Origin of the sequence: Amycolatopsis sp. MtRt-6 (assembly GCF_017308975.1) — a bacterium.
GTDB lineage: Bacteria > Actinomycetota > Actinomycetes > Mycobacteriales > Pseudonocardiaceae > Amycolatopsis.
Genome location: NZ_JADWPD010000003.1, coordinates 331460 through 345234, shown reverse-complemented (window position 1 = coordinate 345234; position 13775 = coordinate 331460). Strand labels below are relative to the sequence as shown.

General features: G+C 69.6%; 13 protein-coding genes and 1 pseudogene. 10 read left to right on the top strand and 4 right to left on the bottom strand.

Going from position 1 to position 13775, the window contains the following annotated elements; all coding sequences use genetic code 11:
* The first annotated feature begins 29 nt into the window (after positions 1–29).
* From boxC to I4Q55_RS07870, 5 genes and pseudogenes are all read left to right on the top strand, one after another.
* Positions 30–1646 (top strand): 2,3-epoxybenzoyl-CoA dihydrolase, encoded by a 1617-nt coding sequence (boxC, locus tag I4Q55_RS07890; protein ID WP_206785343.1) that lies wholly within the window; start codon positions 30–32, stop codon positions 1644–1646.
* A complete protein-coding gene (boxB, locus tag I4Q55_RS07885) occupies positions 1647–3068 on the top strand; it encodes a benzoyl-CoA 2,3-epoxidase subunit BoxB (protein ID WP_206785342.1) in 1422 nt (473 codons plus the stop codon). It abuts the gene before it with no gap.
* Between the two features lie 8 nt (positions 3069–3076).
* Complete coding sequence (locus tag I4Q55_RS07880) at positions 3077–4621, top strand: benzoate-CoA ligase family protein (RefSeq protein WP_206785341.1); 1545 nt, start codon at positions 3077–3079, stop codon at positions 4619–4621.
* Positions 4618–5132 (top strand): annotated as a pseudogene (locus I4Q55_RS07875) (amidohydrolase family protein); the annotation flags it as partial. The gene I4Q55_RS07880 and the pseudogene I4Q55_RS07875, both read left to right, overlap by 4 nt.
* A 208-nt stretch (positions 5133–5340) precedes the next feature.
* The gene (locus I4Q55_RS07870) at positions 5341–6426 is read left to right on the top strand and encodes an ISAs1 family transposase (RefSeq protein ID WP_374194455.1); all 1086 of its coding nucleotides are present in this window, start codon (positions 5341–5343) and stop codon (positions 6424–6426) included.
* A gap of 349 nt (positions 6427–6775) precedes the next feature.
* Here the strand turns inward: I4Q55_RS07870 and I4Q55_RS07865 are convergent, their stop codons facing one another.
* Together I4Q55_RS07865 and I4Q55_RS07860 are read right to left on the bottom strand one after the other, a co-directional pair.
* Positions 6776–7156, bottom strand: a complete 381-nt coding sequence (locus I4Q55_RS07865) for a VOC family protein (RefSeq protein WP_206785340.1) — start codon at positions 7154–7156, stop codon at positions 6776–6778.
* A 48-nt stretch (positions 7157–7204) separates the two neighbouring features.
* Entirely contained in the window at positions 7205–7651 is a 447-nt protein-coding gene (locus tag I4Q55_RS07860) for a MarR family winged helix-turn-helix transcriptional regulator (RefSeq protein WP_206785339.1), read from the bottom strand.
* 100 nt (positions 7652–7751) lie between these two features.
* Between I4Q55_RS07860 and I4Q55_RS07855 the strand changes: the two genes are divergently transcribed.
* Positions 7752–8891 carry a dipeptidase gene (locus I4Q55_RS07855; RefSeq protein WP_206785338.1) on the top strand — a complete coding sequence of 380 codons (1140 nt, stop codon included), beginning with the start codon at positions 7752–7754 and terminating at the stop codon, positions 8889–8891.
* Positions 8892–8937: 46 nt separating this feature from the next.
* Positions 8938–9345 carry a lipopolysaccharide assembly LapA domain-containing protein gene (locus tag I4Q55_RS07850; RefSeq protein WP_206785337.1) on the top strand — a complete coding sequence of 136 codons (408 nt, stop codon included), beginning with the start codon at positions 8938–8940 and terminating at the stop codon, positions 9343–9345.
* Here the strand turns inward: I4Q55_RS07850 and I4Q55_RS07845 are convergent.
* Entirely contained in the window at positions 9342–10163 is an 822-nt protein-coding gene (locus I4Q55_RS07845) for a maleylpyruvate isomerase family mycothiol-dependent enzyme (RefSeq protein ID WP_206785336.1), read from the bottom strand. The genes I4Q55_RS07850 and I4Q55_RS07845 overlap by 4 nt on opposite strands.
* Before the next feature lie 72 nt (positions 10164–10235).
* Between I4Q55_RS07845 and I4Q55_RS07840 the strand changes: the two genes are divergently transcribed.
* Positions 10236–11024, top strand: coding sequence for an Abi-alpha family protein (locus tag I4Q55_RS07840; RefSeq protein ID WP_206785335.1), 789 nt, complete (start codon positions 10236–10238; stop codon positions 11022–11024).
* Between the two features lie 4 nt (positions 11025–11028).
* Positions 11029–12264: a DUF445 domain-containing protein gene (locus tag I4Q55_RS07835; RefSeq protein ID WP_206785334.1), complete on the top strand. Its 1236-nt coding sequence runs from the start codon at positions 11029–11031 to the stop codon at positions 12262–12264.
* Here I4Q55_RS07835 and I4Q55_RS07830 read toward each other — a convergent pair.
* Positions 12261–12620: a helix-turn-helix domain-containing protein gene (locus I4Q55_RS07830; protein ID WP_206785333.1), complete on the bottom strand. Its 360-nt coding sequence runs from the start codon at positions 12618–12620 to the stop codon at positions 12261–12263. The two genes, I4Q55_RS07835 and I4Q55_RS07830, sit on opposite strands and share 4 nt — an antisense overlap.
* 115 nt (positions 12621–12735) lie before the next feature.
* Here I4Q55_RS07830 and I4Q55_RS07825 point away from each other — a divergent pair, with 115 nt between their 5' ends.
* Positions 12736–13722, top strand: a complete 987-nt coding sequence (locus I4Q55_RS07825; protein WP_206785332.1) for a zinc-dependent alcohol dehydrogenase family protein — start codon at positions 12736–12738, stop codon at positions 13720–13722.
* The last annotated feature ends 53 nt before the right edge of the window (positions 13723–13775 follow it).

Genomic DNA, 13775 nt, shown 5'->3' with positions numbered 1-13775 from the left:
TCGTCGAAAGCATGTAGACACTCGGGGGAGTGACCACCACCACACCGGTTGCCTTCGAACGCCATCCTGACGAGTACCGCCACTGGCGCCTCCGGATCGACGGGGAGGTGGCGTGGCTGGAGCTGGACGTCGACGAGCGGGGCGGGCTCGTCCCGGGCTACGAGCTCAAGCTCAACTCCTACGACCTCGGCGTCGACATCGAGCTGTACGACGCCACGCAGCGGTTGCGGTTCGAACACCCCGAGGTCCGCGTGGTCATCGTGACCAGCGCGAAGGACAAGGTGTTCTGCGCCGGCGCGAACATCCGCATGCTCGCCGCGTCGGAGCACCACTGGAAGGTGAACTTCTGCAAGTTCACCAACGAGACCCGCAACGGCATGGAGGACGCCACCGAGAACTCCGGCCAGGTCTACGTCGCCGCGGTGAACGGCACCTGTGCCGGCGGTGGTTACGAGATCGCGCTGGCCTGCGAAAAGATCTTCCTGATCGACGACAACTCCTCGACCGTCGCGCTGCCGGAGGTGCCGCTGCTCGGCGTGCTGCCCGGCACCGGCGGCCTGACCCGGGTCGTCGACAAGCGCCGCGTGCGCCGGGACCTCGCCGACGTCTTCGCCACGCGCCCGGACGGCGTCAAGGGCCGGACGGCGGTCGACTGGCGCCTGGTCGACGAACTGGTGCCGCGGCAGGACTTCCGCGAGAAGGTCCTCGAAAAGGCGCGAGGACTCGCGCGCGAGTCCAGGCAGGCGGACCAGGGCATCGAGCTGACCCCGCTCGAACATCGCCATGTCGACATCGACGTCGCCAAGGACCAGGCGACGATCACCATCAAGGGGCCGGAAAAAGACCCCGGTGACCTGCACGAAGAAGGCGCGAGTGGCTGGTTCCTCGCGATGACCCGCGAGCTGGACGACGCCATCCTGCGGCTGCGCACCAACGAGGTCGAAGCCGGCACGTGGATCCTGCGGACCCAGGGCGACCCCGCGAAGGTCCGGGCGCACGAAGAGGCTGTGCTGGGGCAGAAGGACTGGCTCGCCAACGAGATCACGCACTACTTCAAGCGCACGCTGAAGCGTCTCGACGTCACCAGCCGCAGCCTGATCGCGCTCATCGAACCCGGCAGCTGCTTCACCGGCGCGCTGCTGGAGATCGCGCTGGCCGCGGACCGCCAGTACATCCTGGACGGCCCGCCGATCGACGACGAAGAGAGCGACGCCCGCGCAAGCATCTGCCTCACCGAGGCCAACTTCGGTGCCTTCCCGATGGGCAACGGACTCACCCGCCTGCAGGCGCGGTTCTACGGCGACGACGACCACCTCGCCTGGCTCGGGCGCGAGAAGGACCGCGAACTGACCCCGGCCGAGGCCCTGGAACTCGGCCTGGTCACCGACGCCCCGGACGACCTCGACTGGGAGGACGAGATCCGGATCGCGCTCGAAGGCCGGGCGTCGCTCTCCCCGGACGCGCTCACCGGGATGGAGGCCAACCACCGGTTCGTCGGTCCCGAGACCATCGAGACCAAGATCTTCGGCCGGCTGGCGGCTTGGCAGAACTGGATTTTCACCCGGCCGAACGCATCCGGACCGGAAGGCGCGCTGCGCCGCTACGGTACGGGACAGAAGGCCGTCTTCGACAGGAAGCGGGTCTAGATGCCCGGGAAGATCGACTACGACGCCAAGATCCCCAACAACGTCAACCTCTCCGAAGACCGCAGGCTGCAGCGGGCCCTGGAGGGCTGGCAGCCGAAGTTCCTGCACTGGTGGGGCGAGATGGGGCCGACGCTGGAGACGCAGGGCGTCTACCTGCGCACCGCCGTCAGCGTCGGCCGCGAAGGCTGGGCGCACTTCGACCACGTCAACGTCCCCGACTACCGCTGGGGCATCTTCCTCGCCGAGCGCGACCCCGACCGCCGGATCGCCTTCGGCGAGCACAAGGGCGAGCCGGTCTGGCAGCAGGTGCCCGGCGAGTACCGCGCCGACCTGCAGCGGCTGATCGTCATCCAGGGTGACACCGAACCGGCGTCGGTCGAGCAGCAGAAGCTCCTCGGCCTGACCGCGCCGAGCCTGTACGACCTGCGGAACCTGTTCCAGGTCAACGTCGAAGAAGGCCGGCACCTGTGGGCGATGGTGTACCTGCTGCACGCCTACTTCGGCCGCGAAGGCCGCGACGAGGCCGAAGGGCTGCTGCTGCGCAACTCCGGCAGCCCCGACGCGCCCCGCATCCTCGGCGCGTTCAACGAGGAAACCGCCGACTGGCTGGCCTTCTACATGTTCACCTACTTCACCGACCGCGACGGGAAGTACCAGCTCGGCACGCTCAAGGAGAGCTCCTTCGACCCGCTCTCGCGCACCTGCGAGTTCATGCTGAAGGAGGAAGCGCACCACATGATGGTCGGCACCACCGGCGTCGACCGCGTGGTGACACGCAGCGCCGAGCTGATCCGCGAGCACGACACGGACGACATCGGCCCGCACGGCGGCATCCCGCTGGACATCATCCAGAAGTACATCAACTTCCACTACACGGTGTCCCTGGACCTGTTCGGCAGCGAGACGTCGACGAACGCGGCGAACTACTACACCGCCGGGCTCAAGGGGCGCTGGCAGGAGGCCCGCCGCAAGGACGACCACAAGCTCACCGAGGACGCCCGCACGCTGGAGCGGCCGAACGGCGACGGCACCTGGAGCACCGAGGAGATGCAGGCGATCCTGCTGCTGAACCTCGACCTGCGCAGCGAGTACGTGGCCGACTGCCAGACCGGCGTGAAGCGGTGGAACAAGATCCTTTCCGACGCCGGCATCGACCACACGTTCCGGTTGCCGCACCCTGGCTTCAACCGCGAAGTGGGCATAAACTCCGGCCACCACGTCACTCCCGACGGCACCATCGTCGACGAGGCGACTTGGGAGGCAGGCAAACGCCAGTGGCTGCCCACGACCGAGGACCTCACGTTCGTCCGCTCGCTGATGCGCCCGGTGTACGAGCGGGGGAAGATCGCGAGCTGGGTCGCGCCGCCGCGGCAGGGCATCAACGGGAAGCCCATCGACTACGAGTACGTGTACCTCACGTAGGAGGCCTGGTGGCGACAGGGTTCAATGCCGCGGAGTACCTGCTTTCGAATGGGCGCCCGGACGCGACCGCGGTCGTGTCGCCCCGCCGCACCCTCACCTACGCCGAGCTGGCGGCGGAGTCCCGGCGCGTCGCCGGCGGGCTGCTCGAACTCGGCGTGCGGCCCGAAGAGCGGGTCATGTTCTGCATGGTCGACGACGTCGAGCTGCTCACCGGCATCCTCGGCGCGATGCTGGCCGGCGCGGTCGCCGTCCCGGTGTCGACCATGGTCACCGCGCCGGAGCTGGGCCAGGTGCTGGCCGACTCGCGGGCGCGCGTGCTGTGCGTGTCCGGGGAGTTCGCCGAGCAGGCGGTGACGGCGCTGTCGCTCGCTCCCGAGGTCACCGACGTCGTGCTCGACCGCTGCGACGGCGCCGGGTTCTCCGTCCGGACCCACGACTGGCCGTCGCTGACCGGCTCGTTCCACAGTGGACGGACGTGGGAAGACTCGCCCGCGTTGTGGCTGTACACCTCGGGGACGACCGGGCAGCCGAAGGGCGCGATGCACCGCCACGCGAGCATCCGCGCGGTCTGTGAGACGTACGCGCGCGGTGTGCTGGCGACGACGCCGGCGGACCGGTTCCTGTCCGTGCCGAAGCTGTTCTTCGCCTACGGTCTGGGGAATTCGTGCTTCTTCCCGCTCGGCGCGGGCGGCACGACGCTGCTCGAGCCTTCGCGGCCGACGCCCGCGTTGTTCGCGCGACGCGCTCGTGAAGAGCAGCCGACGCTGTTCTTCGCGGTCCCGACGTTCTACGCGGCCTTGCTCGCCAGCGATGTCCCGGACGACTCGTTTTCTTCGGTGCGGTACGCGGTTTCGGCGGGCGAGCCGCTGCCCGCGTCGTTGTTCGAACGGTTCCGCGCCCGCTTCGGGCTGGAGATCCTCGACGGCATCGGGTCGACCGAGGCGTTGCACATCTTTCTGTCGAACCAGCCGGGTTCGGTGCGGCCGGGCAGCACCGGCGTCCCCGTGCCCGGGTATTCCGTGCAGCTCCGCGACGAAGCCGGGGCGGTGATCGACGCCGCCGGGAAGCCGGGCGAGCTGTTCGTCGCCGGGCCGTCGACGGCGACCGGGTACTGGGCCCGCTACGACGCCACGAAGCTCGTCTTCCAGGGCGAGTGGCTGCGGACCGGCGACAGCTACGTCCGGAACGAAGACGGCACCTTTTCGTGTCTGGGCCGGTTCGGCGACATGCTGAAGGCGGGCGGGATCTGGGTGTCACCGTCCGAGGTGGAGGAACGGCTGCGGCAGCACCCGGCGGTGGCCGAGGTCGCGGTCGTCGCCGCGCCGGACGCCGACGGCCTCGACAAGCCGGTGGCGTGCGTGGTGCCCGCGCCCGGGTTCGCGGTGGAGCCGGCCGAGCTGATCGAGTTCTGCCGCGAGGGGCTGGCGGCGTTCAAGCGCCCGCGCGGGGTGGTCGAGCTGGCGGAGCTGCCGAAGACGGCGACCGGCAAGATCCGCCGCAACGTCATCCGCGAGCTGGTCCGCGACTCGCTGCGGACGGTACCCAGCCCGTGATCGACGGGCACTTCGTGGTCGACGCCCACGTCCACACGCCGCGGCTGCCGACGCTCAAGCCAGCGTGGCTGCAGTGGGCGCACGACTTCGGCGGGTCGTCCCCGTGGCGTTCGGTGTACGCGGCTTCGGGCGAGGTGGTTCCGTCCGCGATGGACGAACTGATGGCGTCCGAAGGCGTCGACCGGGTGCTGCTGTTCTGCGAGTACAGCCCGCGCGCGACCGGGATCCAGCCGATCGAGGACAACCTGCCGCTGGTTTCTTTCAACCCGGAGCGGTTCCGGCTGGTGGCGAACGTCAACCCGTACCTGCACCACCCGCGGTGGCACTGAAGATCCACCCGGTGCACGGCGCGTTCTCGCCGGCGGACAAGGAGCTGTACCCGGTCTACCAGCTGTGCCTCGACCGCGGCGTGCCGGTGATCCTCCACTCGGGAACGTCGAGCTTTCCCGGCTCCCGCACGAGTTTCGGCAACCCGGAGTTGCTGTCCGACGTGGTGGCGGGCAGTCCGGCGGCCTGACAGCTCCCCACCCTCCCTGGGCAGGGTTCCGGCAAAGTCGTGTTGGTGCAGGCAGGCACGGCTCTCGGTGGTGATCATGTGGTTGTCGAAGCCCATGATCTGTGAGAGAGCCGTGCCTGCTGTTGCATCTTCTCCCATCCCGGCTGTGCTGACCCGACTGGCTTCCACCGGCCTCGATCAAGTAGCTGACCTGCGGGACTATCTGGCCCTGATACCTGACCCGCGGAAACGGCGCGGGGTGCGGCATTCGCTGGTATCGATCCTGACACTGGCCGCAGCGGCGGTCGCGGCGGGCGCGCAGTCGTTCACCGCGATCGGGGAATGGGCCGCGGACGCACCACAGCGTGTGCTGGCCCGGCTGGGCACCCGGTTCGACCCCCGCCGTGACCGGCACCTCGCACCGGACGAGGCCACCCTGCGGCGAGTGCTCCGCGCCATTGACGGCGACGACCTCGACGCCGCGATCAGCAACTGGATCACCGCCACCACCCCACCGGAACACACTGCGACAGCGATCGCGGTGGACGGCAAATCACTGCGCGGCACCTTCGCCCGCACCGGCGGAGCCGGTGTCCATCTGCTGTCCGCACTGACTCACCACAACGGGACCGTGCTGGCCCAGCAACAGGTCACCACCGGGACCAGCGAGATCACCTGGATGCAGCCGCTACTGGACCAGATCGACCTGACCGGGACGGTAGTGACCGCCGACGCCCTGCACACCACCCGCGGCCTGGCCGCCTACCTCGCCGGCCGCGGCGCGCACTACGTGTTCACCGTCAAAGCAAACCAGCACCGGCTCCACACCCGGCTCACCACAATGCCCTGGCCGCAGGCCACCCACCACACCGGCACCGGGATCGGGCACGGCCGCCTCGAACAACGCACCATCGAGATTCTTCCCGCACCCGATGACCTCGCCTTCCCGCACACGGCCACGGTTTTCCAACTCACCCGATACCGCACCAACCGTGTCACCGGCATCCGCCACACCCACACCGGCTACGGCATCACCAGCCTGCCCGCCCACACCGGCCCTGCCGAGATCGCTGCCTTCCTCCGCGGCCACTGGTGCATCGAAAACCGGCTGCACTGGGTCCGCGACACCACCTACCGCGAAGACGCCTCCCGCGTCCGCACCGGCACCGCACCCCGCGCCATGGCCACCCTCCGCAACCTCGCCATCAGCGCCCTACGCACCACAGGCCACACCAACATCGCCCAAGGCCTCCGCCACACCGCCCGCGACGCCACCCGACCACTCACCCTCTACGGAATCACCCCATGACCAGCACAAACGACTTTGCCGGAACCCTGCCCTCCCTGGGGGGCGTGCCCAAGTCCAGTCTATCGGCGACGGCCGACAAAACCCGCCCAGCGAAGATGAATCGTCGATGTTGTCCACACCGTCCGTGCCTTGTGGACAAACTGTTGCCGAACGGCGTTCGGAGCTACGGCCGACGAAACCCCAGCGGCCTGCAGCTGGATAGGAGGCCTGCGGGAGAACACCGGATGCACGGTGCTCGCTCCGCTGCTCGGCGACGGCCCGGCCGCCGATGCCAAGGCGGCGGAGAAGTGGCTGCGCACGCGGGGGTGCCTGCCGGCAACCGGGCGGCACCCCCGCGCCCCCAGGGTGGTCAGCCCATGACCTCGTGCAGGCAGAGCACGTTGCCTTCGGAGTCGTTGAACCAGGCCGCGCGCTCGTTGCCCAGCTGCGCAATGTGGTCCACTGTGCGAAGGCCTTCCATTTCGAAGTCCTGGAACCGCACGCCGCGGTCCTCCAGGGCTCTGACCTCGGCGGGCAGATCGCCGACTTCGAAGCTCAGCGCCGTGTTCTCGCTCTGCGCGCCGGCCGGCATCGGGCGGAGGCCGATTGCGCCGCCCGCCGCCGCGAAGTAGAGGGTTCCGTCCTCGCCGCGGCCCGTCTGCTTCAGGCCGAGGGCGTCCGCGTAGAAGTGGCCGGCTCGTTCACTGTCGGTCACCGGGAGCATCGTCGTGATGGTCGATTCGGTCAGCATGGCTCTCATGGTGCGCCGTCGGCCGTCCCGGGCGTGACCTCGACTTTTTCAACGCTCGGTGTTGAACGCGCGCAGTGTCCGCATGGCTTCGGCGAGTGCCGGGGCGTCGTCACCGAGCGGGGTCAGCACGATGCGGCGCAGGATGTCCGCGGCCGCCGCGCGGGCCTTGTTCGCGACCTCCAGGCCGTGTTCGGTCAGCGACGCGAACGTGACGCGGCGGTCGTCGGGGCTGGGGATCCGGCAGATCAGGTCGGCCGCCACCAGGCGGTCCGCCACCTTCGTGAAGCCGCCGCTGGACAGCGCCGCCTCCGTGGCCAGGCGCGTCATCGGCATCCGGTGCTCGGGCGAGCGCACCAGCCGCAGGAGGATGTCGAACGACGCGGGCGCGAGCCCGAAGCGGTCGGCGATCTCGCCCATCAGCCTGTCCTGGGTGGCCAGGTAGCCCTCGATGACCAGGCCCCACCAGGTGACGATCTCGTCGTCGTCGGTGTCCACGGACCGCACTTTACCGCAAAACTTCGCCGGAATACTTCTTCCAAGCAAGACGTCAGCGCATTTGTACGAAGCGTATGCCGGACGTCCCTACGATCGGCCGATGACTAACGAGGCACTACAGCGTGCTACCAAACTGCTGGACGCCGTCATCCTCGCCGACGGGCACAACGACCTGCCGTGGGAGCTGCGGCAGCACGGTGGCCCGAACCCGGTCGAGGCGGCCGCGTCCCTCGACCTGACCGTGCGGCAGCCCGCGCTGCACACCGACTTCCCGAAGCTCGCGGACGGGAAGCTCGGCATGCAGTTCTGGTCGGTGTACGTGCCCTGTGAGTTCGAAGGCCACAGCGCCGTGACCGCTGTCCTGGAGCAGGTGGAAGTCGTCCACCAGCTGGCCGAGCGCTACCCCGACCGGCTCCGGCTCGTCACCACCGCGGACGAGGCCGAGGCCGCGTTCGCCGACGGGCGGATCGCGTCGCTGCTCGGCGCGGAGGGCGGGCACAGCATCGCCGAGTCCATCGGCGTGCTGCGGATCCTGCGCCGCCTCGGCGTCCGCTACATGACGCTGACGCACAACTTCAACACCACCTGGGCCGACGCGGGCACCGACGAGCCCGCCCACGGGGGGCTCACCGAGTTCGGCCGCGACGTCGTGCGGGAGATGAACAAGATCGGGATGATGGTCGACCTGTCGCACGTCGCGCCGTCGACGATGCGGGCGGCGATCGAGGTCAGCTCGGTGCCGGTGATCTTCAGCCACTCGTCCTGCGTCGCGGTGAACGACCACCCCCGCAACATCCCCGACGACGTCCTGGCCATGCTGCCCGGCAACGGCGGCGTCGCGATGATCACCTTCGTGCCGGCGTTCGTCTCGCCGAAGGTCGCCGCCTGGAACGAGCGGCTCGAGGCGGCGATGGGCGCGGCCGGGCTGGAGCACCGGAACCTGACGCTGCGCGGGAAGTTCGTCAAGGAGTGGGACGGCCCGCCGAAGCCGCTCGCCACGGTCGAGGACGTCGTCGCGCACGTCGAGCACGCCCGCGAGGTCGCCGGCATCGACCACATCGGCCTCGGCGGCGACTACGACGGCGTCGGCTCGCTGCCGGAAGGGCTGGAGGACACGTCCAAGTACCCGGTGTTGTTCGCCGCGCTGCTCGAGCGCGGGTGGAGTGAGGACGACTGCGCGAAGCTGGCCGGGAAGAACACCCTCCGCGTGCTGCGGGAAGTCGACGGCTTCGCCCGTTAGGGGGTTTGAGGCAGCGCTCCCCGTGCGCCGGACGGACACTGGGCACATGACGCACGCGCGCGGGGGCGCGGCCGACCGCCCCACCGGTCCCACCCACCACGAACTGCCCGAAGGCGCCCTGGAACCCGCCGAGCTGCGCGCCGGCGACGTCCGGCCCGGCGCGGAGGAGACGACGCCGGTGCGGCCGGCGCCCGCCAAACCGGCGGGCAAGGTCCGCCCGACGCGGATCAGCGGCACCTGGGTCGCGGTGATCGCCGGCCTGCTCGTGCTGGTCGTGCTGCTGATCTTCATCCTGCAGAACCTCGACCCGGCGACCGTGCGCTTCTTCGGCGCCGAAGGCAGCCTGCCGCTGGCGATCGCGATGCTGTTCTCGGCGATCGGCGGCGCGGCACTGGTCGCGCTGATCGGCGGGGCCCGGATCCTGCAGCTGCGGAAGCAGGCGCGGCGCCGCTAGACGATGATCGAGGTCATCCCGAGCAGCACCGCGCAAACGTTTTCGTCCCCGGTGGTCTTCACCCGGTCGAGGTCCGTCGCGTTGCGGGTGCAAAGCCGCCAGAACGTGTCCAGGTCCGTCGTCACGGTGGCCAGCGGGGTGCGGGACGGCGGGGCACCGCGGTCCAGGACCCAGCCGTCGCGCTCGCGGCGGGCGTGCCACTTGCCCTGGCCGGTCACCGTGTAGCCGACCTGCTTGCCGGCACGGGCCTCGACGTCACGCAGGGTGTGCGGCAACGCGCGGACGAACGTGTCGGCGATCGGCTCGGCGTACTCGGCCTCCAGCGGCGTGTGCTCCAGTGCCTCGCGGATCTGCACGTGATGGACCCAGAACTCCGAATAGTCGCGGGCCGCGTCCAGCCAGCGCGGCGCGGGCTCGGCGCCGGCCCAGCTCACCGGCTCGCCGAGCGCGTCGAGGTCCTGCCCGGCCCAGTACTCGGTCGTCTGGCCCATGAACTCGTACAGCATGGTGAGCAGGACGTCCGTCGAGAGCCGGCGGCACGCGACGACCCACTCCTCGTTGATCCGGTCGATGAACCGGGGGAACGGCTCACCCGGACGGGGGGCTTCGGAGGCGTGCCCGTCCCGGCCGCGGGACAGCCGGCCGACCTTGTCACCCAGCAGGTGGGCGGCGACGTCCTTGACCGTCCAGCCGGCGCACATGGTCGGCCGCGTCCAGTCCTCTTCGGTGAGTGCGCCGAGCAGCGTCATCAGCGCTTGTTCTTCTTTGGAGAAGTACGGGAGGACGTCGATCGGCGGGCCCCAGCGCGTCGGACTCATGTGTGCATCCAAACACCTCCATTCGGCCTACCCGCAGGTAGCATCAGCGCGAAAGCAGAGGGGAGTCCGCCGGTGAACGCAGAGCGACCGAACGGCCGGGGTGCCGCCGACGACGTGGCCGACCTGGCCCGCCGCGCCGGTCAGGTGGCGGGCTGGGCCGCGCGCACCGGCTTCGCGCTCGGCCGCAAGCTCCCCGGCGTCGAGACCGCCGAGCGCGGTGTGCGGCAGGTGGAGCGCCAGCTGCTCACCGAGCTGCGCCGCCGGCTCGACGAGGTCGACGACCCCTACCACGCGGCGCTCACCGCGGCGTCGGCGATGAACCGCGCGGTGACCGACAAGGTCGAAGCCACCGTCACGCTCGTGCCGGCGCGCGACAACCACGCCGAGCCGCTGCGCGCGGCGATGGCCGAGCTGCTCAACCACTCCATCGGCTTCGGCCGCGAACGCGCCCGCGAGTACTTCTACGCGATCATCCTGCGCCAGCTGACGCCGGACGAGGCGCGGATCCTGTCCGCGCTGTCCGACGGGTCGCCGTTCCCCGCGGTCGACGTCGTCGAGCGGACCGGTCTCGGCGGCAACGGCCGGGTCGTGCTGCGCAACGCCTCGACGGTCGGCAAGGCGGCCGGGGTGTCGCTGCCCGACCAGGTGCCCGGCTACGTCACCCGGCTGATCGGGCTCGGCCTGGTCGACCTCGACGAAGAGGTGCCGTCGCTGGAGACCCAGTACGAGATCCTGCTGACCGACGAGACGGTGCGCGAGGCGGAGAAGCACGTCCGGCGCGCGAAGTTCGTCCGGCGGACGATCCACGTGTCGCGCCTCGGCGCGCAGTTCTGGCAGGCCTGCGACCCGAGTCTCGGGTAGCCGGATGGGGGCCTTCCTCAGCGGCATCGTCGCCGACTTCGGCCGGCACTGGCCCCTCTACGTCTCGATCCCCGTCGTCGCGGCGCTGATCGGCTACGGCACGAAGCTCGTCGCGATCCGGATGATGTTCCAGCCGGTGGAGTTCATCGGCGTCAAGCCGTTCCTCGGCTGGCAGGGCATCGTGCCGAAGCGCGCGGCGCGGATGGCGAGCATCGCCTGCGACACGATGACCGAGCAGCTGATCAAGCCGGCCGAGGTCGTGGCGCGGCTGGACGCCGGGCGGATTGCCCGGGAGATCGAAAAACCGCTGCTGGCGGGCGTCGAGGACATCGTGCGCGAGGTCGCGGCGCACTACCAGCCGGGGCTGTGGGAGTCGCTGCCGGTGCGGGTGCAGCGGCTGGTGATCGCGCGCGTCCAGCAGGAGGCGCCGCGGATGGTGGCGGCGGTGCTCGACCTGATCAAGTCCGATGTGGACAGCGTGTTCGACCTGAAGGGCATGGTGGTCACCAGCCTGGTCAAGGACAAGCGCCTGCTCAACCGGATCTTCCAGGAGGCGGGCGCGCGGGAGTTCAAGTTCATCGCCCGGTCGGGCCTGGTGTTCGGCGGCGCGATCGGCGTGATCCAGATGGTGGCGTGGGTGCTGTTCAAGTTCCCGCCGATCATGCCGTTGTTCGGCCTGTTCACGGGCTGGTTCACGGATTGGCTGGCGCTGCGGATGATCTTCTACCCGATCGAGCCGCGCAGGTACTTCGGAGTGCAGTGGCAAGGGCTCTTCCTGAAGCGGCGCGCGGAGGTCGCGGAGGCGTACGGGTCGCTGATCGCGAAGGAGATCATCACCCCGCACAACGTCATCGAGGCGATCCTGCACGGGCCGCTGTCGGACCGGGTGCTGGCGTTGATCCAGCGTCAGCTCGACCGCGAGCTGGGCAGCGTCGCGAAGCCGTTGCTGGTGTTCGCGGTGGGCAGCCGCAAGTACCAGGACATGAAGCTGGCGATTTCGTCCCAGATCATGTCGCGCCTGCCGGAGACGATGCGGTACATCGAGGACTACGCGACCGACGCGATGGACATCCGGAACGTGCTGGTGTCGAAGATGAAGCAGCTGTCACCGAAGGAGTTCGAGCGCTTGCTGCGGCCGGCGTTCGAGCAGGACGAGTGGATCCTGATCGCCACGGGAGCGGTGCTGGGCTTCGCGGTCGGTGAGGCGCAGGTGCTGGTCCTGGAGCACCTGGCGGCTTAGGCGACGTCGAAGGCGCGACGTGCCTCCGCGACCTTCGACCGGTGCTTCGCCGCCCACGCCGACAGGGCGTGCAGCGGCTCGTCCAGTTCGGCCGCGTGCGCTGTCATCGTGTACTCGACCCGGGGCGGGACCTCCGGGTAGACCTTCCGCGTCACCAGGCCGTTGCGCTCCAGCCCGCGCAGCGTCAGCGACAGCATCCGCCGGGACACGCCGGCCAGTGCCCGCTCCAGTTCGCTGAACCGCCGGGGGCCGTTGCCGAGCTGGACCAGGACCCGGATCGCCCACTTGTCGCCCACCAGGTCCAGGACTTCACGCAGGGAGCACATCTCCGCGGAAGGGATTTCGCCGTTGTCCATCGCTGTGACCCCGTTCGTAACAGGCTTGTGCCGTCGTACCAGAAAAGTGCCGTCTTCCAGCGCAAACGCAGTTGGTCCACGATCGATTCCGGCAAGCACCGGAAAGGAACCTGGAATGACCAAGACAGTGCGGTTCGCCGCCGAAGGTGGACCGGAAGTGCTGGAGCTGGTGGACGTCGACCTCGGCGAGCCGGGCCCCGGCGAACTGCGGCTGCGGGTGGCGGCGATCGGGCTCAACCGGGCCGAGGCGATGTTCCGCGCCGGTACCTACTTCGAACGCCCCGGCGAGTTCCCCGCGAAGCTCGGCTACTCCGCCTCCGGGATCGTCGAAGCCGTCGGCGAGGGTGTCACCGGCTTCGGGATCGGCGACGAGGTCAGCACGGTCGCGGGCTTCTCGATGCGGGACTACGGCGTCTACGGCGAGGCGGCGATCGTCCCGGCCGCCGCCGTGCTCCGGCGCCTCGACGGGCTCGACGCCGCCGAGACCGTCGCGCTGTGGGGATCGTTCCTCACCGCGTACGGCGCGATCGTCGACGAAGGACACGTCCGTCCCGGGGACTTCGTGCTGATCACGGCCGCGTCGAGCAGTGTCGGGCTGGCGACGATCGACGTCGTCAACCACATCGGCGCCATCCCGATCGCCGCGACGCGGACGGCCGCCAAGAAACAGCGCCTGCTGGACGCCGGTGCCGCGCACGTGATCGTCACCGATGACGAAGACATCGCCGAGCGCACGAGGGAAATCACCGCCGGGCGGGGCGCCGGCTTCGTTTTCGACGCCGTCGCCGGGGAAGGCGTCCGTGCCCTCTCGGACGCCACGGCGAAGGGCGGCACGATCGTCGTCTACGGCGCGCTCGACACCAAGGAAACGCCGTTCCCGCTGTGGTACGCGCCGACCATGCGCATGTTCAACGCGTTCGACCTGACCCTGAACCCCGAGCGCCTGGCCCGGGCGGAGCAGTTCGTCCGCGCCGGGGTCCGGGCGGGCACGTTCCGGCCGCGCGTCGACCGGACCTTCGACCTCGCCGACATCGCCGAGGCCCACCGCTACCTCGAGGCGAACGGCCAGTTCGGCAAGGTGGTGGTCACCGCGGGCGGCTGAGCGGGCGTACAAGTCCACCCGAACGGCCGTACGCGCGGACGTATCCCCGCCGG

Excerpts from the sequence above, each read along its gene's own strand:
- I4Q55_RS07835 (WP_206785334.1), top strand. The coding sequence starts at position 11,029 with ATGGGGGCCTTCCTCAGCGGCATCGTCGCCGACTTCGGCCGGCACTGG.
- boxB (WP_206785342.1), top strand. The coding sequence starts at position 1,647 with ATGCCCGGGAAGATCGACTACGACGCCAAGATCCCCAACAACGTCAAC.
- I4Q55_RS07865 (WP_206785340.1), bottom strand. The coding sequence starts at position 7,156 with ATGCTGACCGAATCGACCATCACGACGATGCTCCCGGTGACCGACAGT.
- I4Q55_RS07855 (WP_206785338.1), top strand. The coding sequence starts at position 7,752 with ATGACTAACGAGGCACTACAGCGTGCTACCAAACTGCTGGACGCCGTC.
- I4Q55_RS07850 (WP_206785337.1), top strand. The coding sequence starts at position 8,938 with ATGACGCACGCGCGCGGGGGCGCGGCCGACCGCCCCACCGGTCCCACC.
- I4Q55_RS07845 (WP_206785336.1), bottom strand. The coding sequence starts at position 10,163 with ATGAGTCCGACGCGCTGGGGCCCGCCGATCGACGTCCTCCCGTACTTC.
- I4Q55_RS07830 (WP_206785333.1), bottom strand. The coding sequence starts at position 12,620 with ATGGACAACGGCGAAATCCCTTCCGCGGAGATGTGCTCCCTGCGTGAA.
- I4Q55_RS07825 (WP_206785332.1), top strand. The coding sequence starts at position 12,736 with ATGACCAAGACAGTGCGGTTCGCCGCCGAAGGTGGACCGGAAGTGCTG.